The 19,630-nt window shown below is 64.0% G+C and carries 14 protein-coding genes; 2 read left to right on the top strand and 12 right to left on the bottom strand.

Annotation, left to right across the window (positions count from 1 at the left end; genetic code table 11):
• Positions 1-62: 62 nt before the first annotated feature.
• The 10 genes from ndk to OVA24_RS00870 form a co-directional block, all read right to left on the bottom strand.
• Positions 63-500, bottom strand: a complete 438-nt coding sequence (gene ndk / locus OVA24_RS00825; RefSeq protein ID WP_267672540.1) for a nucleoside-diphosphate kinase — start codon at positions 498-500, stop codon at positions 63-65.
• Between the two features lie 42 nt (positions 501-542).
• Complete coding sequence (locus OVA24_RS00830; RefSeq protein WP_267672542.1) at positions 543-1,901, bottom strand: tetratricopeptide repeat protein; 1,359 nt, start codon at positions 1,899-1,901, stop codon at positions 543-545.
• 117 nt (positions 1,902-2,018) lie between these two features.
• On the bottom strand, positions 2,019-5,246 hold the full coding sequence (locus tag OVA24_RS00835; RefSeq protein ID WP_267672543.1) for a hypothetical protein: 3,228 nt from the start codon (positions 5,244-5,246) through the stop codon (positions 2,019-2,021).
• A gap of 43 nt (positions 5,247-5,289) precedes the next feature.
• Positions 5,290-5,982, bottom strand: a complete 693-nt coding sequence (locus tag OVA24_RS00840) for a hypothetical protein (protein ID WP_267672545.1) — start codon at positions 5,980-5,982, stop codon at positions 5,290-5,292.
• A 50-nt stretch (positions 5,983-6,032) separates the two neighbouring features.
• Entirely contained in the window at positions 6,033-7,718 is a 1,686-nt protein-coding gene (gene leuA, locus OVA24_RS00845; RefSeq protein ID WP_267672546.1) for a 2-isopropylmalate synthase, read from the bottom strand.
• Positions 7,719-8,118: 400 nt separating this feature from the next.
• Positions 8,119-9,447 carry an OmpA family protein gene (locus OVA24_RS00850; protein ID WP_267672547.1) on the bottom strand — a complete coding sequence of 443 codons (1,329 nt, stop codon included), beginning with the start codon at positions 9,445-9,447 and terminating at the stop codon, positions 8,119-8,121.
• Positions 9,448-9,513: 66 nt separating this feature from the next.
• Positions 9,514-10,287, bottom strand: a complete 774-nt coding sequence (lpxA, locus tag OVA24_RS00855) for an acyl-ACP--UDP-N-acetylglucosamine O-acyltransferase (protein WP_267672549.1) — start codon at positions 10,285-10,287, stop codon at positions 9,514-9,516.
• A 67-nt stretch (positions 10,288-10,354) separates the two neighbouring features.
• Positions 10,355-10,771, bottom strand: coding sequence for an MFS transporter (locus tag OVA24_RS00860; protein WP_267672551.1), 417 nt, complete (start codon positions 10,769-10,771; stop codon positions 10,355-10,357).
• A gap of 11 nt (positions 10,772-10,782) precedes the next feature.
• Positions 10,783-12,285 (bottom strand): hypothetical protein, encoded by a 1,503-nt coding sequence (locus OVA24_RS00865; RefSeq protein WP_267672553.1) that lies wholly within the window; start codon positions 12,283-12,285, stop codon positions 10,783-10,785.
• Positions 12,286-12,526: 241 nt separating this feature from the next.
• Positions 12,527-15,022 (bottom strand): peptidase U32 family protein, encoded by a 2,496-nt coding sequence (locus tag OVA24_RS00870; protein WP_267672554.1) that lies wholly within the window; start codon positions 15,020-15,022, stop codon positions 12,527-12,529.
• A gap of 159 nt (positions 15,023-15,181) precedes the next feature.
• Here OVA24_RS00870 and OVA24_RS00875 point away from each other — a divergent pair, with 159 nt between their 5' ends.
• Together OVA24_RS00875 and OVA24_RS00880 are read left to right on the top strand one after the other, a co-directional pair.
• Positions 15,182-16,735 carry a DUF1800 domain-containing protein gene (locus OVA24_RS00875; RefSeq protein WP_267672556.1) on the top strand — a complete coding sequence of 518 codons (1,554 nt, stop codon included), beginning with the start codon at positions 15,182-15,184 and terminating at the stop codon, positions 16,733-16,735.
• Positions 16,736-16,757: 22 nt separating this feature from the next.
• Entirely contained in the window at positions 16,758-18,062 is a 1,305-nt protein-coding gene (locus OVA24_RS00880) for a DUF1501 domain-containing protein (RefSeq protein WP_267672558.1), read from the top strand.
• A 276-nt stretch (positions 18,063-18,338) separates the two neighbouring features.
• Here the strand turns inward: OVA24_RS00880 and OVA24_RS00885 are convergent, their stop codons facing one another.
• A complete protein-coding gene (locus OVA24_RS00885; protein ID WP_324287896.1) occupies positions 18,339-19,193 on the bottom strand; it encodes an IS3 family transposase in 855 nt (284 codons plus the stop codon).
• Positions 19,190-19,486, bottom strand: coding sequence for a transposase (locus tag OVA24_RS00890; RefSeq protein ID WP_267670354.1), 297 nt, complete (start codon positions 19,484-19,486; stop codon positions 19,190-19,192). Before OVA24_RS00890 ends, OVA24_RS00885 begins: the two co-directional genes overlap by 4 nt.
• Positions 19,487-19,630 lie beyond the last annotated feature (144 nt).

Here is a 19,630-nt window from a genome sequence, read left to right on the forward strand (position 1 = left end):
TTTGCAAAAGGCTGAAAGTGGGCATGCCGCCCACTTAATCCATCCCCGGAGGGAAGTTCACCTCAAAACTTGAAGACTTCGCCGGGCTGGAAGAAGCGCTTGATCTCCGCTTCCGCCGCTTCCGGGGAGTCGGAGGCGTGGCAGACGTTGCGCATCTTGGACTCGCTGTCCTTGAAGCCGAAGTCACCGCGGATGGTGCCGGCGGGAGCCTGGGTGGAGTCGGTCGGTCCGAGGAGGTCGCGCACGCGCCCGATCACGTTCTCACCTTCCAGGGCGAGGGCGATCACCGGAGCCTCCTGCATGAAGCCGCGCACGGACGGGAAGAACGGCTTGTCGGCGATGTGGGAGTAGTGCTCCGCGAGGATCTCGTCGCTCAGCGCGAGCATCTTGATGCCGCGGATGACGAAACCTTCCTTCAGGAAACGGGCAAGCACCTCACCGGTGAGGTTTTTCTGAACCGCATCCGGCTTGAACAAAATCAAAGTGGTCTCAAGAGCCATGCAGCGAAGTAGGTGGCGGAACGCGGGGTGGCAAGCCTTTCTTCAGGGCGGGTCGAGGGCGTCCGCCCGTTGTTTCAAGGCCTTCGCGGCATCCGCATTCCGGTTTTCCCGATCCCACAGCCCCGCCAGCCGCCTCAGCGCGGACGCGGTTTCCTTCTTCTTCTCCGGCGGGAATGACTTGATGGCGGTGCGCAGCCGCTCCTCCGCCGCCTTGCTCTGGCCCTCTTCCAGCAGGCAGTCCGCGGACTCCATCAGGAAGGCGGCGTCCGGCTTCATGTCGCCCATGGCGGCCTCCGCCTCCCGGAACAACCGCCCGGCCTTCGCCTTCGTCTCCGGGTCCAGCCGCGTGGCGACCGCCAGCTTCATGGCAAGTTCCGGCCGCGCGGGATGGTCGAAAACCCCCTTCTCCAGCAACAACCTGGCCGCCCGCGCATCTCCCGCCGCGATGAACTCATCCGCCAGGATGGCGAACTCCTTCGGTGAACCGCCACGGGCCTTGAGCAGTTCCGCCCCGTAGTGGCGGGCTTCCTTTTCGTTCCCCTTCAGCCGGTGGAACTTCGCCAGAGACTGCAGGGCAAGCTCGCTCTTCGGGCGGATCTCCACCACCTCCTTCAGCGCGGCCTCACCCTCGGCATCCCGCTTCGCCGAAAAGAACAGGACTCCCAGACGGGTCCGCAGGTCCAGCGACCACGGAGCGGCCTTCACATGGTCGGACAGGATGCGGATCGCCTCATCCTGACGGCCCGTGGTGCGGAAGTAATCCGACGCCGCCCGGGCAAGGTGCGGGTCCTCCGGATGCGCCTGCAGCGCGGAAAGATAGCGGCGGTCCACCCGGTCCCGCGCGACGATGTCCCCCCCCCTGAACAATCCCCGCGCGGTGGAGGCATAGATCTCCGCCGCGACCGGGTCCGACGGCGGCAGGAGTTCCATCAGCGCCGTCGCCTTTTCCGTGTCCCCGCGGGTCCGGAAAATGGTCAACAGGCGGGAGATCAGCGTCAGGTCTTCCGGACTTTTCTCCAGCGCTTTCTCCAGGATCTCCACCGCCAGCTTCTGCGCCATGGCATCCCCATGGCCCGTCTGCTCCAGGATGGAGGCATAGGCGAGCTGCACATCCGTCCGCTCCGGCGCACCCTCCGCCAGGTCCCGGTAAAGTTTCACCGCCCCCGCGCGGTCGTCCGCGGCCAGCCGGTATTCCGCCAGCTTCCGCACCAGCGGCAGCGCCTGCGGGTCCAGCTTCCACGCCGCCTCAAAGGCCGTCTGCGCCGCCGCATCATCCCCCCGTTCCTCCGCCCGCACGCCCATCGCGTACTCCACGCGGGGATCCGCCGCCAGGAGGGGTAGCGGGAATAGCAGCATGCACGCTACCTTCATCCCCGATGTCATCGGCCAGTTTCGTTTCATCGGCAGTTTCATCACCATTGCGGCAGTCCTGACGCCTACTTTCCGGTGCCACCGTAGCCGATGGCCCCCGCACCGGCAAGTGGTCATGAGAATGGCTCGTCGGACTCCTCCCCCGACTCACTTCACCGGGATACGCCGGTGCAGCTCACCTGAGACGCGGCCGTCCTTCTCCAGCACGATGGTGACGGGCAGTTCCCGGACCGCCGTGGTGGCGGGTGGGGTGAGCGTGAGATTCCCCGCCGTCTTCCAGCCGGGCGGGACGATCACCTTCGTTGTGACGCCGGAGGAAAGGGTCACCGGGATCTGGGTCTCCGCCGCGCGCGAGACGGACGACGGAACCTCACCGAATCCGGTGCCGCCCTTCCCGAGTGTCGCCGCAAGCTCCCCGCCGCCGTCATACACCAGGAGGATGGGATCCGCGCCGAGGCTGAGGGTGAGCGCCTTTCCGCCCGCATCCAGCACGGAGGTGGTGCCATCCACCCGCACCAGCTTCACCGCGCCCACGCCTTCCAGAGGGATGTCCAGGTCGGCATCCCCGGATTCCTTCCACAGGAACTGCAGTGACTTGCCATCCCGGTCACGGAAAAGGAACGCCTGCACACCGCCGTCATAGGTCTTCTCCGCGACGAACTTCTTGATGCCGACGGCGTTGACCGTGTGGTACCACGCCACCGCATCCAGACGCGGCGCGTAGCGGTTGAACCGGCAGTCGAACAGGTTGTGCGAGTCCCCGGACGAGCCGTGACTCTTCCCCTCCGGGTCCGGATAGAGGAAGCCGAACCAGCACATGTTCGCCCCGCCTTCGGCGAAAAAGGCCGCCGTCTTCTTGAAAACCTCCACCGCCACCACATGGCGCGTCTGGCCCTGGCTGTTGAGGCCCAGCTCCGTGGACCACAGCGGCTTCACCACGCCGTGCTGCTTCATCAGGTCCTTGTATTTCACCATCGTCCGCCGCACGTCCGCGGGCCGCTCGTAGATGTGGAAGTCGAAGGCGTCGCAGTATTTCCCGTAGCCGAGGCCGAAGTACTCCGGGTTCGGCTCCACGGACGTCGCCACCACCGGGATGGTGGGGTCGGTTTTCTTGATCTCGTCGTAGAGCACGCGGTAGGCCTCCACGTTCGCCTTCACGCGCTCGCCGGTGCCGTGCGGCTCGTTGCCCAGGTTGATGATCATCGGCCGGTAGCCGCCGAACTCATTGATGAAGTTCCGCACGCCCTGGCGCAGCGAGGTTTCATCATAATCGCGCTTCCCGTCCTCGATGAACTTGGCCGGGGTGGTGGTCAGCCAGCCGAGTCCAAGTTCCTTCACCAGATCGATCCGGGGCAACTCCGGCTTGTAGGGTGGCTTCGACGACCACCCGCCCCACAGGCCGACGATGCGGATGCCCACGCGGTCGCTGAGGCGGATGTATTCCGCGATCCGGTTGTCCCAGTTGCGGGCGGTGAAGGGCACCTCCTCCGGCTTGTACTGCCGGTTGGTGGACTCCGGCAGGATGGCGAAGGACGTCTGGTGGGAGAATGGTTTCGCACCCGCCTGCTCGCTGGTCGCCTCGATCTCATAGTAGCGGCCGATCTCCAGCGGTGCCTGTGCCAGGTCGAGAGTAGCGGTGTAGGTGTTCTTTTCCCCCGTGGTGAGCTTCAGCTTCACCGGCGTCATCTGCTCCGCGCCCCAGTAGTCACGAACCACGCAGGTAATTTCATGATCCTTTGGCAGCGGCTTCGCAGCCTGCACGGTGATGGCGACCGTGCGCGGGTCTTCCGGCTTCAGCAGGTTCCCCAGTGCCGCTGTGGAAAACAGGATGCGCGTGACGGCGTTCGGCATTCCGCTGGCCGGAGTGAGGAACCCCGCGCTCACGTTTCCGATCCAGAAGGACCCCCAGGTCTTGTTGAGCTGAGCGACGAACCGGGCGGAGGCGGCACCTTTCGGCAGCTCGACGGCCTGCTGGATCTCCGTCTCCGGCTTCGGCCCGTACACGTCCGCGATGGTGAAATTCTCCAGTGCCTTTCCAGAGGCGTCCGCCACCTCCAGCACCACCGTCCCGCTGTAGGAACTGTCCGGTGACTTCAGCTCGGACCGGACGGCGAGGGACACCTGCCAGTTCCCGGGCGTGACCTTGAAGGAGGGGCTGGCCGCCGTGGCCGGTTGGTTCGCCTCATTCTCGGTGCGGGAGAATTTCAGGCGGTCCCCGTCCACGGACACACCGCCCTGGGTCTTCCACGGGGCTTTGGCAAAGTCCGCCCTGAATGCCTCCGCCACCACCGAGGCGCGCGTGCCTTCCACCGTGATGTCCTTCAGCAGGATAACCGGCTCCTTTTCCGCGCCGCTGTTGAGGGCGATGGAAATGAGCTTGGCCGGAGCATGCCACTTGCCGTCCTTCGCGCCGCCCCAGTGTTCGCCACCGGCGATCTTCGACGGCAGGATCTCCAGGTCGTTCCATTGATTATCAGCGGTGATCTTCACCCGCGCCTGGTGCGTCTCGCCGGTGCCATCCACGAGCTGGATGCGGATGCCGGAGGCATTGGCGGACCGGTATTTCAGCCGGAAGCCGGAGGTCTCCTTGAAAGCGAGATCCTCCAGCCGCTTCACCGCCGCGACGTAGGCACCGCCGCCGGTGAAGTCTCCGGAAAGCTTCATCGCTCCGTCTTCGTCACCGAGGGAACCTTTCGCGCCCTTGAACTCCGGGCCGTTGGTGAAGTTCCACGCGCCGCTGCCACCCTCGCTGAGGGAGGCGGTCGCTTTCACCAGCGTCTCCGGCGGCGTCTGCAGCAGGGACACCTCATTCAGCCAGAGGGTGCGCACGGGCTGCTTCTCCGTCTTGCCCAGCAGCAGGTAGATCGCGGATGCGGGCTGGTGCCATTTCCCGTCCTTCGCACCGCCCCAGGATTCATACTTCGCCACCCCGGGGATCGCGTCCGACTGCCCGCGCTTCGCGAAAAATTCCCCGATGGGGAACTCAATCTTCTGCCAGCCATCGGAGGCATCCGTCACCAGCGCGAGCTGGTGGCACTGGCCGGAACCGTCGATGAGCCGCATGGTGAAGCGGTCGGAGCCGGGGTTCTTCACCCACATGGACACCCCGGAGATCGCGGTTTTCGGGAACTGCTTCCCCGCCTGGACGTACATCCCCGCCTTGGTGAAGTCCGCGCTGAGCTTGAGCGACGGCTTCCCGTCACGAGGCGCGGAGGCGTCGATCTCCAGACCTCCTTTCGCCCCGCCTCCGAATTCCTGGCCGTTGTTGAACGACCAGCCCTTGGAAGGCTGCGCGTCCTCGATCAGGGGAACCACGGGCTGCGCGGAGAGCAGTCCGGTGCTCAGGGTCAGAAGCAGGGCGGCTTTTTTGATCATGCAGCCACCAGATACGCGCCGCCGCGCAACTTTCGTTCGTTGATCAACCGTGCCGCCGCCGGACCAGCAGGAAAGCCGCGGCCCCCGCTCCCAGCAGGGCGACGGATGGCTCCGGCACGCTGGTGATCTCCATCACGCCGAGGTAGAAGAATTTCTCCGTGGTCGCGTTGTTGGCACCGGAAGTCACGTTGATGGTGATCCGCCCGTTGCTGTCAGGGATAAGCCCGGAAGCCGCGACCGATCCGTTGGTGTTGTTGGCGTTCAGCGTCCGGGTCTGGGAGCCATTTCCATCCGCAACAATGTAGGAAGTCTCACGGTTGACCGAGTCCCCGGTGCGCGACGCGTAGAACAAAATGCTGTAGGTTTCCGCAGGATTCAGCCCGCTCAGCGTGAGCTGGGAACCCAGGTAGGTTCCCGGAAAGCTCCCCGTGGACACGGTGTTTCCGAAAAAACTGTCCCGGGAGGCATCCGATGGAAAAAGCGTCGAGGTGGTCGTCCCGCCGCTGTTGACGCCACGGAATGCCCCGGTGATCTCCAGCCGGATGCCGGTCAGCCCGTCCCCGGTGTCGCGAAGGTTCGCGATGTTCGAGCCGGCGGCATATCCCGTCAGGTTGTTCCAGGTCACGCCGGACTCCGTGGTCTGGTTGGCCGTGCCACCGAAGTCGACGCGGATGACGGCGGCTCCGGCGGTGGAAGCGAGGGCGAGTGCGGCGAACGGGGCAAGGAATCGGCTCATGGGAAGAAATGGGGGTTGGCGGGGGCACTGTGCCCCCGCGCCCGCGGATTTCAAGCCCTGAGCAGATTCCAGGCGGTGACCAGCGCCTTCAGGCCGGCCATCTCGATGGAGGGATCGACCCCCGCGCCCCAGATGAGGCGGCCGTCATCCGCCTGCAACTGCACGTAGGCCGCCGCATTCGCGTCCGAGCCTCCGCGCACCGCGTGGGAACGGTAGTCGGTGAGCTTGAAGTTCTTCAGCCCCGCTTCCTCCAGCGCGTGGACGAAGGCGTTGATCGGTCCGTTGCCGAGACCCTGGATGTCCCGCTTTTCGCCATTCAGCTCAACGGTCGCGTTGCACTGCACCTGGCCGCGCTCCGTGGTGTGGTGGCCCAGCTCGTAGTCCAGCACGGCCAGCGGCGCGTCCGTGTTCACGAACTCGCGGAAAAACGCATCGCGGATCTCATCCGTCGAAAGCTCCCGGCCCAGCTCGTCGGCCAGGTCGTAGACGCGCTTGCCCACCTGCGGGTGCATCGTCTTCGGCAGGTCGAAGCCATGCTCGCGGTCCAGCACGTAGGCGACGCCGCCTTTCCCGGACTGGGAGTTGATGCGGATGATCGCCTCATAAGAGCGGCCAATGTCCTGTGGGTCGATGGTCAGGTAGGGCACACCCCACGGCACCTCCGGGTCTGCGGCGGTTTCCTTTCCCCGGAGATCCAGACCCTTCTTGATGGCGTCCTGGTGGGAGCCGGAAAAGGCGGTGAAGACCAGCTCGCCCGCATAGGGCTGCCGCTCCGGCACCACCAGCCGGGTCATCCTTTCATAGACGCTGCGGATCGACTGCAGGTCGGAGAAATCCAGCCCGGTTTCGATGCCGTGGCTGTTCATGTTCAGCGCCACGGTCACGATGTCCAGGTTGCCCGTCCGCTCCCCGTTACCGAAGAGGGTGCCCTCCACGCGGTCCGCGCCAGCCATCAGGCCCAGCTCGGTGGCGGCCACCCCCGTGCCACGGTCATTGTGCGTGTGCAGGGACAGGATGACGGACTCCCGCCGGTGCAGGTGGCGGCCCATCCACTCGATCATGTCGGCATGGATGTTCGGCGTGGTCCACTGCACGGTGTCCGGCAGGTTGATGATCATCTTCTTCTCCGGGGTCGGTTCCCAGACGTCGATGACCGCGTTGCAGATCTCCGCGGCGAAATCCAGCTCCGTGTCCGAGAAGGACTCCGGGGAATACTGCAGCACCACCTCCGTGCGGGGGATGGTCGGCACCAGTTCCTTCACCAGCTTCGCGCCCTCGATGGCCACCTGTTTGATGGAATCCCGGCTCGCGTCCCCGAAGGTCACGCGCCGCTGCAGCGGCGAGGTGGAGTTGTAGATGTGGACGATCGCCCGCTTCGCGCCGTCGATGGCTTCGAAGGTGCGGCGGATCAGGTGTTCCCGCGTCTGCACCAGCACCTGGATGGTCACGTCCTCCGGAATGCGGTTCCCATCGATCAGGCGGCGCAGGAAATTGAACTCCGTCTCAGCGGCGGACGGGAAGCCCACCTCGATCTGCTTGAAACCGACGCGCACCAGCAGGTCGAAGAACTCGAGCTTCTCCTCCACGGACATCGGTTGCGGCAGGGCCTGGTTGCCATCGCGGAGATCGACCGAGCACCATTCGGGGGCTGCTGTAATCGTTTGGTCCGGCCACGTGCGGTCGGGCAGGGACACCGGCGGGAATGGCCGGTATTTCTTCAGGGAAGTCGGATTCATGGAAAAATGGAAATGAAACGGAGTTTGGAGAAGGAGTGGCCGCGCCGAAAAGATGGGCGTGCCGGGGAACGGAAGTGAAGGAAAGAAATGGTCAGCGGGAGGCCAACCCTAGAAGAAGGGTGAGGCTGCTTGGAAGTGTCCCGGTGAAATTCACTGCGCCGCCACTATGGAGCCGCAGGGCGGCAGGTCAATGGAGAAGATGGGACCACACAGGGTCACAGCCCGAACCGCAGATGAACAGGATGGGCGCAGATGAACGCCAGGCCTGCCTGGCACCGGGAATCCGAACAACAATCTCCGCCCCGAAGGATTGAATCGCAAAGGAAACAGGAATTTCCCGTCCATCTGCGGCCATCCGTTCATCGGTGGTTGGATCTCTTCCCGAATATGGGAATCCTGATCACAAGCGGGTGATCCGCATCTCGACCCGCCGGTTCAGCGCGCGGTTCTCCTCCGTGTCATTCGGCGCCACCGGTTGGTCGGGCCCGAAGCCGATGGTGGTCACGCGACCAGGATCGATCCCGCTTTCGGCGAGCTTGTTCTTGCAGGAGAGCACCCGGCGGAAGGAAAGGTCGCGGTTAAGGGCGGCGGTGCCCTCGCTGGAGGTATGGCCGGAAAGCAGGATCTCCGCACGCGGGTTCTCCTTGAGGAACGCGGCGATGCGGTCCAGCTCCGCCACGCCTTCCGCCCGCAGCACGGCGCTGTTCACATCGAACTGGATCTTGTTGAGCGTGATCGAATCCCCCTCACGCATCTCCTTCCCGGTGAAGGTGGCGGAAGCGGACTTTTTCAGCCGCAGTTCCACCGGCTCGGAAGTCTCCCCGCCGATGACATCCACCGTCGCCTGCGCGGACGAATACCCGGGTGCTCCCGCCTGGATGACGGCAAGGCCGGCGGGAATCTTCCGCAGGGTGAACCCGCCGTTGCCGGACGCCTCCGAATCCCCGAACCCGATCGCGCCGACTTTCGCCTTTGCGATGGGTTCTCCGGTTTCGTCATCAACCACCCGCCCCGGCACAACGCCGACGTGGATGAACTCCTTCACGTTCACCATCAGCTTCGCGAAGTCATAGCTGAAGCCGTCCCCGGCCTTCGTCGCCGGGTCATCGATGAGGATGGAAAGGGACTCCCCCTTGAGCTGGTCCAGCATCTCCTGCGTGAACCGGACGTAGATCACCTTGCCGATGGGTCCTGTCTGCAGGAGCGCGTTGACCGTCTTTTCCATTTCCGGGAATCGGACGCCATTGACCGTCACCTGGAAATTGCTCTTGAACTGGGGCGACTGGAAATCATCCACCATCAGGCACAACACCGCGTCACGGATCACCACCTCCTTCAGGGAGCCGAGCGGGATCATGATCGGGGAGTTTTTCAGAGGCCGGTCGGTGGGGTGGAAATCGAACGTGTAACCGTCCACGCCCTCCGGCACGTCCCGGCCGGTGAAGCCGCTGCCAACCAGGATCCGGTCGGTTGGAGCAACGTCGTCCGCGGACGGCTCGAAAGGAAATCCGTGCGGATCGGTGGACCGCCCGGTGAAGGGATCGAACCCCTCCGGAAATCCGAAACCGAGGTTGTCGATGTCCCCGACGCGGATCACCCGTTCCGCTTCCTTCGTGTCACTGAGTTCGACTTTCTGCGCCTTCCAGTCGCCGTCCGTTCCGGTCGTCATCGCGGAGGCCGCGAACGGAAGGGCGAAAAACAGCGCGGTCAGCAACGAAGTCCGGTCCATGGCCGACCATGGTCAACACCCGCCCGGGTGTTTCAAGCAATTTTGATCTCCGGAAACGTCGCCGGATCAGCGGGTGACCCCCCGCTCGGACTGCTCGATGAACTTGATCAGGTGCGCCACCTGCGGCACGGAGGCTTCGTGCGTCGCCTTCAGCGAGCTGAGGCCGTTCGCCATGTTGCCATCCTTCTTCAGGAACAGCTTCTTGTAGGCGAACTTGAGCGCCTTGATGTCCTCCTCCGGAAAGCCCCGCCGTTGCAGGCCGATGAGGTTCAACCCGCGCGTGACACCCGGATTCCCGTCCACGATCATGAACGGCGGCACGTCCTGCGTGATCTTCGACAGGCCGCCGACAATGGAGTGCATGCCGACGCGGCAGAACTGGTGGAAGCCCGCCATCGCGGAAAGGATCGCGTGGTCCTCCACCACCACATGCCCGGCGATGCCGGACGAGTTCGACATGATGATGTGGCTGCCGAGCTGGCAGTCATGCGCCACGTGGGAGTAGCAGAGGAAAAGGTTGTGGTCGCCGATGCGGGTCGGCGTCTCCGCCACCGTGCTGCGGTGGATGGTCGTGTTCTCCCGGAACACGTTGTGGTCGCCGATCTCCAGGTACGTCGGCTCCCCGAGGTACTTCAGGTCCTGGGTCTTCATCCCGATGGCCGCGAACGGGAAGAACTCGTTGTGCCGGCCGATCTTCGTGTGTCCCTCAACCACCACATGGGAGTGCAGCACGGTGTCATCCCCGATCTCCACATTCGCCCCGACCACGCAATACGGGCCAATGCGGACATTGTTGCCGATGTGCGCAAGCGGGGAGACGATGGCGGTGGGGTGGATCACGCCCGGATTCAGGCAAAACCCCGCCCCCCGTGGCGAGTGGAAATTTCCGGGACCGGATGGCATCCTGTCAGAGCCTGACCGCCCGCGCCATCATCCCGATCACGACGACCACTACGAAGACAAGGCAGGGAACGACAAGGATTTGGAGGAGGAAGAATTTCAATACATGCCAGCCGTCATCGAACCGGTCGTCCTCCCGGGAGATCTTTTGCTGATGGCGCTTCAGCCTGGCATCCAGGTGGCCGAGGCCGAGGACTCCAACCATGGATCCGACCATCCAGAGCACGATCACGAAACCCTCCGCTCCCTGAGAGCCGTTGAACCCGCCCCTTTTCGCGAGTGATATGAACACCCAGGCCACCAGCATCGCCAACCCTGCGACAAACGCCGTGGGCATGAGCCATACGAAAACGCGGAACCACGCCACCGCCGCGTTGCCCTCACCCTGCGGCGCAGGGTCACTCTGGGACGGTTCATGGATCATACCTACGGATACTACTCCTTGGTGACTTTCACCCTTCCGAATCGTTTGCCCGATCCGGCCACGGTATCCTCGATGACGACCCGTTCCCAGGAAGCATCGATCGGCGTGACGGTCTGCGATCCGGTCGCGGCCTGCCATGATCCGGCACCCGCCTGGAGCAGGTTGTCCGAAAACTGCGGTTGATAGACGATGCCCGGCAGGGAAGAGGCCGTGCGCCGGATGTATTCGAGCCGGAGTTTTTCCGAACCCTTCGCCCCGGCCAGCGAGATATGGGGCAACCCGCGGTTCCCGCTGCCCGGTGTCATCACCGTCTGGGTGGCGTGCCAGGGATCGAGGCCCGAGGCGTATTCGATGAGATTGGGGATGCCATCGAAGTCGGCGTCATGGAGATCCGCCGCATCCGGGGCCGCCGGATCGCCGAAGTGCCGGCGCTTCCAGACGATCATCTCCGGCTCCGGGGTGATCGTGAAATTGTCCGCATACAGGGTGCCCGCCGTCACGACCTGGTTGTCGGCATTTCCGAAAACCGCGACCCGGAAGGACTCGGATCCGGTCATCCCCCACCCGGCCACGGACGATGTGGAGAACGGCTCCCAAAAGTAGCCTCCCGTGGGCCCGTTCCTGTCGATGAAGGAAACGATCTGCTTCGCCGCCGCCCGGTAGATCATGCGGATGGAAGCGGAATTTCCGGCCTCCGGGTACTCCATTCTCCCCAGGGTCCAGTTCGCGGCGATGGAGTATCCGGAATCGCCATCGTCCGTCCAGCGGGTCAGCTCCACCTGGTGGTGGTTCTCGATGGAATGCGGGGAAACGATGGCGATGCCCATGCCTGCGGTGGCGAATCCGGAGGAGGGCAGTGCGATGGTGTTGCTGATGTCCACGGACATCTCCCAGTCTTTGTCGTAGGTCGCGTTTCCGGTGCGGACCCACGGCCGGTACGCGTCATGGGAGCCCCTGACGCCGGTCACGAACTGCAGGCGTCCATTGCTTTCGGCCAGCGTGCCCGGAGTTTCCATGGTGCTGATGTCATCCCCCCATTTGGAGGGATCCTTGGCGTTGTCGTCGAAGTTGTCGCCGACAGGAGCGAGGGTCGCGGAGACCGGCAGGAGGTAGCCGAACGTGCCCGTTTCCGTGAACGGAAAGCTACCATAGCCCGGAATGGTGTAGTTTCCCGTGGAGGTGTAGGTGCCGCTGGTCGGGGAGGTGAAGGTCATCAGGTGGACGGCGTTCCAGGTCGCTCCTGCATCACTGATGTTGAAGGCCAGTGTCGCCGTGTCCGGCCCCGTCTTGGTGTAGGTGTAGGTTCCCGGCGCGGTGGAAAACTCCATGGTGCCCGGTCCCTTGACCGCGAAGATCATGTTGGATTCGTAGGAGTAGCCGCCGGTTTCCTCGAACCAAGAGCTCTGGGTGAGCAGCCGCCCCGCCGTCAGGGAGCTGGGTGCGTGCTGGGCGTGGGAGGCAGAGGCGGCGGAGAACCATGCGGCGAGGCAGGCGAAGGAGAAACGCAGGATCATGATGGACTTGGATGCGAAATTGGAAACCAAAGAGTTACCGGGTCATCACCTCGCCTGTCGAGAGAGGAAGATGACTACCTTCTACTGGAGTGGCGGCATGGCTGCGCCATGACGGGTGAGGAGATCCAACCACTCCTTGCAGCTTCGGATGGGAAGACAGCGATCCATTGCGGTTCGAAACGGAAAGATGGCCCCCGTTCGCCCATCCGTCATGGCGCAGCCATGACGCTACGGGAGCAAGTCACCTCTCCGCCAGCGTGCCCTCGGTCACGCCGAGTTTTTCGATGGCCTCCACGTCATCCAGCAGCTCGGTGGCGGTGGATTTCCCGTCGAGCAGGGCCTGGTAGGCGCGGATGGTGCGCCCGGCGGTGGCGCCGTCCTCGTCCAGCAGCTCGATGCGGAAATGCGAAAGCCCCGTCGCGCGGAGGTCGCGGTAGAACCTCGCGCCGGTCTGGGCGCGGCCGTTGAAGAGGGTGTTGCGGCAGCCGACGTCCGCCTGCAGGCGGTGGAGCTGGCCGACGCGGTCGCGCAGGTGGACCACATGGCTTTCGCACGGACGGCCGCAGTCCTTGTAGGTGGTGCCGGTGCTGAGGAAGGTGCAGAAAACGCAGTGCTCCATATGGAACATGGGCATGTGCTGGTGCAGGGTGACCTCGAACCACTCCGCGGGCGCGCCGTTGAGAAGGTCCAGCACCTGGCCGATGTTCAGGTCATAGGAAACGGTGAGCCGGTCGAGCTTGGCGCGTTCCTTCAGCAGCCGCGCGGTGATGGGGTTGGCGACGTTGAGCGAGAAGTCGCCCGTCTTCACCAGGTCACTACGGTCCTTGTAGTATTCCAGCGACGACAGGTTGCGCAGCAGCAGGCCGTCCGGCTCCGCCCGCTCGATGAGCTTGAGGTATCCGCCCTCGCCCGGCTTCAGGATGCGCGGGGTGGCGAGGTGGATGGTGGAGTCCGATCCGCGGACCAGCGCGACGGCGTCCTTGTAGCGGCGCGGATCCTCGAAGTCGCAGTAGATCTTCACCACCCCGGCGGCGATGGCGGATTCCACCTGGTCCTCGGTCCGGCAGAGGACGCTGAGGTCCGGGGCTGCGGAGGGTGTGGAGGTTTTGGCGGGGAGGAGATCGCGATGGGAAACGGGCGAAGAGGTGCGGACTGAAGTCCGCGCTCCATCCCCGGCGTCCAGTGCGGCGACCAGATCGCGGCGGAGCTGGTTGAGGGCGGAGAGCGGGAAATGGCAGTCGCCTTCCAGTTGGTTGTCGAGGGACGCCAGTTCGTACGACGTATCCCCGAGACGGCCGAACTGCGCGGCCAGCGTCTCCGTGGAGAGCGCGTGCTTCGCCGCAGGCTGGAGGCCAATGGCACTGGCCACGGTGACCGGGGACTGGCCGGATGTCCCAGCCACGGTGACCGGGGACTGGCCGGATGTCCCAGCCACGGTCATCGGTTCGCCGGGCTTTCCGGTCACGGTGAGGTGCAGCGGCGTCTTCTTCTCCGCCGGGCGGGCGTTCTGCCAGAACTTCCGGATGTCGGACTCCAGCTTCGGGTCGGAAGTTTTATAGACGGTGTCGCCGGGCTTGATCCGCTCGAAGTTGATGCCGCTGTAGGTGCGGTGGAAGACCAGCCGGTCGCCCTCCACCTTCCAGACGGACGCGCCCTGTTCCAGGTCGCGATTTTCCCCCGCGTCGAACACCACGCCGTCGCCCGGCTTCACCGGGATGCCGGACGTGTTGTGCAGGATGATCCAGCCGTAGCCGCAGTCCGTGATCTCCCCCAGCAGCGGGCCGCGCTTCTTCCCGAAGCGCCCATGCGTGAGATAGGGGTGGTTCGTCCCGCCCAACCAACCGCCGGTCAGGCCGCGGGAAAACGTCATCTCCAGCTCATAGCGGTCCTCCGGGGTGATGGGGGACGGGGCGGTGCCGCTGCCGTCGGAAAGCGCGGCGTCGATCGCCTTGCGGTAGACCCTCGTCACCGCGGCCACATACTCCGGAGACTTCAGGCGGCCCTCGATCTTGAACGACTTCACGCCCGCCTTGATCAGGCCCGGGATGAAATCCACCGCCGCCAGATCCTGCGGGCTCAGCAGGTAGCGCTTCTCGCCCATCTCCCGCTTCACGCCATCGACGATCAGCTCGTAGGGCATGCGGCAGGCCTGCGCGCACTCGCCGCGGTTGGCACTCCGCTGTCCCAGCGATTCGCTGGTCAGGCACTGGCCGGAATAGGCCACGCAGAGCGCACCGTGGACGAACACCTCCAGCGGCGTCTTGTGATCTTCGGCGTAAGCCTGGAAACGCTCGATCTCCTTCACGGACAGCTCCCGCGCCAGCACCGCTCGCTCCATGGGAAAGAGGGACTCGATGAAAGCCAGCCCCTCCGGAGAGGTGATGGTCATCTGGGTGGAGGCGTGCAGTTCCACCTTCGGCGCGATCTCCCGCGCCATCTTGGCCAGGCCCAGGTCCTGGATGATGAGGGCGTCCACCCCGGCCTCCGCGATCAGACGGAGCTGGCGTTCCGCCGCCTCCAGCTCGCGGGTAAAGACCAGCGTGTTCATCGTCACGAAGCCCTTCACCCCATGGCGGTGCAGGTAGTTCATGAGTTCCGGCAGATCCTCTTCGGTGAAATTGTCCGCCCGCAGCCGGGCGTTGAACTTCGGCATGCCGAAAAAGATGGCATCCGCCCCCGCCGCCACGGCGGCACGCGCACAGTCCCAGTTCCCCGCGGGGGAGAGCAGTTCGGGCATGGTATCGGCAGCGGGCATGCGGGGACTAAACCACGGCCCGCAGCGGAAAGACAGGCGGGATTCCAGCGAAATCCGCACCGCACCCGCGAAATTTTTCCGTACTTCGAGCAACTCCTCCGTCAAAGCGGGGTTATCTTCATCGACCCATCCCACTTTCCCATGCTCACACCAGCACCTGATTCCTGGACCGTTTTCGAGGCGGCGCACCTGCTGAACCGCGCGGGTTTCGGCGGCAGCCCCGCCGAGATCAAGACGTTCCACTCGCTCGGCCGGACCAAGGCCGTCGATTCCCTGCTCAACCCCGGCGAGCCGGTGGATGCCATCGCTCCGCCGGAGTGGTCCCAGCCCGCGAAGGCACTGGAAATCTTCCGCGACTACCGTGAAGCCGCGCGCGAAGCGGCGGAGAAGGCGAAATCGATGCCCGCCTTCGAAGGCTCCCAGGTGAAACGCGCGGTCCAGAAAAAGTACCAGCGCCTCCGCAACGACCTGGGACGGGAGGCGGAGGCATGGTGGCTGGGCAAGATCCTGGCGACCAAGGCCCCGCTGCGGGAAAAGATGACCCTTTTCTGGCACGACCATTTCGCCACCTCCTTCCAGAAGGTGAAGCAGCCGCCCATGCTGGTCCGCCAGAACGAACTGTTCCGCACGCATGCCTTCGGCGACTTCAGGGTCCTCACCCACGCCGTCGCGAAGGACCCGGCGATGATGTCCTATCTCGACTCCCAGAACTCGAAGAAAGGCTCGCCCAACGAGAACTTCGCCAGGGAGGTCATGGAACTCTTCACCCTCGGCGAGGGCAACTACACCGAAGATGACATCCGGGAAGCGGCGAAGGCCTTCACCGGCTACCGCATCGACCGCACCACCGGCACCATGGTATTCCAGAAACGGCAGTGGGATGAATCCGAGAAATCGGTCTTCGGGAAGAAAGGCGCATTCACCGGAGAGGATGTCATCGACCTGATTTTCGAGCAGAAATCCGCAGCCACCTACGTGCCGTCGAAGCTCTGGGCCTACTTCGTCGCGGATGAAGCACCCGCGCCCGTTGTGGAGGCGCTCGGCAAGAGCTTCCGTGCCGGGAACTTCAATACCGGCACCCTCCTGCGGGAGATCTTCCTTTCACAGGACTTCTATGCGGAAGGCATCATGCGGACGCAGATCAAGCCGCCCGTGCAGTTCATCACCCAGATGCTCAAGCAACTGGAGGTCGCCACGCCCCCGGCAGGCTTCGAGCTCCGTGCCGGGCGCGAACTCGGCCAGCAACTGTTCTCCCCGCCGAATGTCGCGGGCTGGGACTGGGGGAAGGCATGGATCAACACCAACACCCTCCTCACCCGCTACAACCTCGCCGGATACATCACGAAGGGCGCGGATGACCGCCCCATCGCGGACAATGCCGGCGGCGGGAACATGATGGAGATGATGGATGAGGGAGCGCCGAGGAAGGTCGCCATGCGGAAGTCCGACCGCGCCGGGAGCCGCGCGTGGAGCGGCCCGGACTACGAAAAGATCGCCCCCCGCCAGCTCCGGGAAAACCCGGCGGACCTGGTGGACGCCCTCATCTTCCGCTTCTTCCAGGGCACCGTGCCGGACAAGGCCCGCGGCTCCTTCATCGAGTACGCCACCGCCAAGCAGGGCGTCGTCTTCACCAACAAGGAGGTCGCGGAACTCGTGCACCTCATGCTCAGCACCCCTTACTACCAACTCTCCTGAAACCATGAGCTTCCCGGACTTCATGAAAACCCGCCGCGATTTCCTCCGCTCCACCGTCCTCGGCGCTTCCGCCGCCTGGACCGTGCCGATGTTCGTCGACAGGACCTTCGCCCAGCTCAACGAGAGCACCCGCGACAAGGCCACCCAGTTCGCCACCGGAAAGGATGACACCATCCTCGTCGTGCTCCAGCTCGCGGGCGGCAACGACGGCCTCAACACCGTCGTCCCCTTCGCGGATGACGCCTACCACAAGGCCCGCCCCATCATCGGCAAAAAGGAAAAGGATCTCATCCGGCTTTCGGACCATGTCGGACTGAACGGCTCCATGCCGTTCCTCGGCTCCCTGTTCAAGGAAGGGAATCTCGGCATCGTCCAGGGCGTCGGCTACCCGAACCCGAACCGCTCCCACTTCGTCTCCACCTCCATCTGGGAAACGGCGGATCCGGCGAACCGCTCCGCCACCGGCTGGCTGGGCCGCTACTTTGACAACGCCTGCTCCGGTTCCGACCCCACCGTCGGCATCAGCTTCAACAAGACCCAGCCGGAGAGCTTCGGCGCGGTGAAGAACCCCGGCGTCTGCCTGAACACCCCGGAACTCTACCGCTGGATCTATGGTGGCGGCGAGAAAGCCCAGGCGGAGGAATTCTTCGCCGACCTCAACTCCCCGGAAGACGATGGCATGTCCAACCAGGGGGCCTCCATCGACATGCCCGCTGGCGGGAAAACCGGCGGCATCGTCGGCGAAACGAACCTCGCCTTCCTGGAGCGCGTCGCCCTCGACGCCCGCGTCAGCTCGAAGCAGATCCTGGAGGTCGCCGCGAAGCACAAGACCACCGTCCAGTATGACGGCACCCCCATCGCGCGGAACCTCAACCTGGTTTCCCGCATGATCGCCGGTGGCATGCCCACCCGCGTCTACTACGTCAGCCATGGTGGATTCGACACCCATAACCAGCAGGTCAACTCCCACGACCGCCTGCTCGGCAGCCTGGACAGCGCGCTGAAATCCTTCTTCGCCGATCTGAAGCAACAGGGGAACGACAAGCGCGTGGTGCTGATGACTTTCTCAGAATTCGGCCGCCGCGTGGAGGAAAACGACAGCGCCGGTACCGACCACGGCAAGGCCTCCTGCCTCTTCGTCGCCGGCCCCGGCGTCAAGGGCGGCCTCCATGGAGCCTACCCCAGCCTCACCGACCTGTCCGGCGGCGACCTCAAGCACACCGTCGATTTCCGCAGCGTCTACTCCACCCTCATCGAGGACTGGCTCAAGGCACCGTCCGCCAAGCCGATCCTCGGCGCGTCCTACGACAAGCTGAAGCTGGTGTAAGGAGGGAGGACATTGCGGCGAGCCGCTATGTCCGCTTCGCTCCCATTCCTGTCCTCCGGCGGCATTGGCGAAACATAAGAGATTCACCGCAAAGTCGCTAAGGTCGCGAAGAACACGCAAAGGCTAATCGTGAAATTCTTCACGATTCGCATGATTCGCGGTCGGCCTTCTTCTCGTATCCGAAGACTGAACACTAAAAACTTCTCGTCCTCGGTTCGCCATTGCAGCCGGAGGACAAGAGTGAGGTGCAACCCTAAATTGGACCACTGGTGTCCTTCATTTCTGTCTCTGGAATCGGGCTTCGAATTGGTTGGGACTGAGGTATCCGATCGACGAATGGAGCCGCCTCGGATTGTAGAAGGCATCGATGTAGCTGAAGATCTTCTGCCGCGCCTCATCCAGATTCCTGAAGATTTCCTCCTCCGCCATTTCCGCTTTGAGGGTACCCATGAAGGATTCGGTCCTGGCGTTGTCGTAGGGATTGGCCAGCCGCGACATGCTCTGTCGCAGGCCTGATCCGGCAAGCATCGCCCTGAACGCGGTGCTCGAATACTGGCTGCCCCGGTCGCTGTGGAAAATGGTGGAAACGATCTTCCTGCGGCTCTGGAGCGCCTGCCGCAGGGCATCGGTGACCAACGCGCGGTCGATGGAGCGTGACAGGCTCCAGCCGATGATCCGGCGTGACCACAGGTCGATGACCACGGCGAGGTAGAGCCAACCCTCACGGCTCGGGATGAAGGTGATGTCCCCGGCCCAGACCTGGTCGGGAGCCTGGGGTGGCGGCAGTTTGGCAAGCAGGTTGGCACAGGGATGGGAGGCCTTGCCATCGCTGGTCTTCGGGGTGAAGCGCCGGCGCTGGATGGCGTGGAGACCTTGCCGGCGCATCATCCTGCGCGCCCGCTGCCAGCCGCAGGAGACGCCACGATTGGCCAATTCGCAGGCGATCCGGCGGTAGCCGTAGCAGCGGCGGTTGGCGTGGAAGATGGTGCTGATGAGGGCGGCGAGTTCCTGATCCGGCCAGGGTTGCGCGGGAGGACGGGGCTTGTGGTGATAGGTGCTGCGCGGCAAACCCAGCACCGAGCAGATCCTGCGCAGGCTGGCCCCGCTGCTTTCCCGCAGCTCCTTGATCAGCGTTCTGGATCGGGTGGAACAGAGGAGCCCAGGATCGCGGAGGCTTTTTTTAAAATGTCGTTCTCCTGGGTGAGGCGGGCCAGTTCGCGGCGGACCGCCTGCAACTCGGAAACCAAGGCGGCTTCCTTTTGCGGGGAGGTGGGGCGCGGGGCGGGCTTCCGTGCCTTGTCGCGCCAGCGGTAGAGGGCGCTGCGCGCCACGCCGAGCTGGCGGGACACCTCGGTGACCGATCCACAGGCGTCGATCAAGGCAACGGCACGGATCATGAACTCATCACTATACTGGGCACTCATGGGGATGGTTGGTTCTGACTGTCCTCTATTCTCCGGGGACAAATGGTCCAACCATTTAACTCACCTCAAGAGTGTCCTCCCTCCTTACCTTTCCTAAAATTCCTTATTGCAAATGCGTCTCAATAAATAATAGTCGCTGCAGCA

The sequence above is a fragment of the Luteolibacter sp. SL250 genome, assembly GCF_026625605.1.
In the GTDB taxonomy this organism is placed as follows: domain Bacteria; phylum Verrucomicrobiota; class Verrucomicrobiia; order Verrucomicrobiales; family Akkermansiaceae; genus Luteolibacter.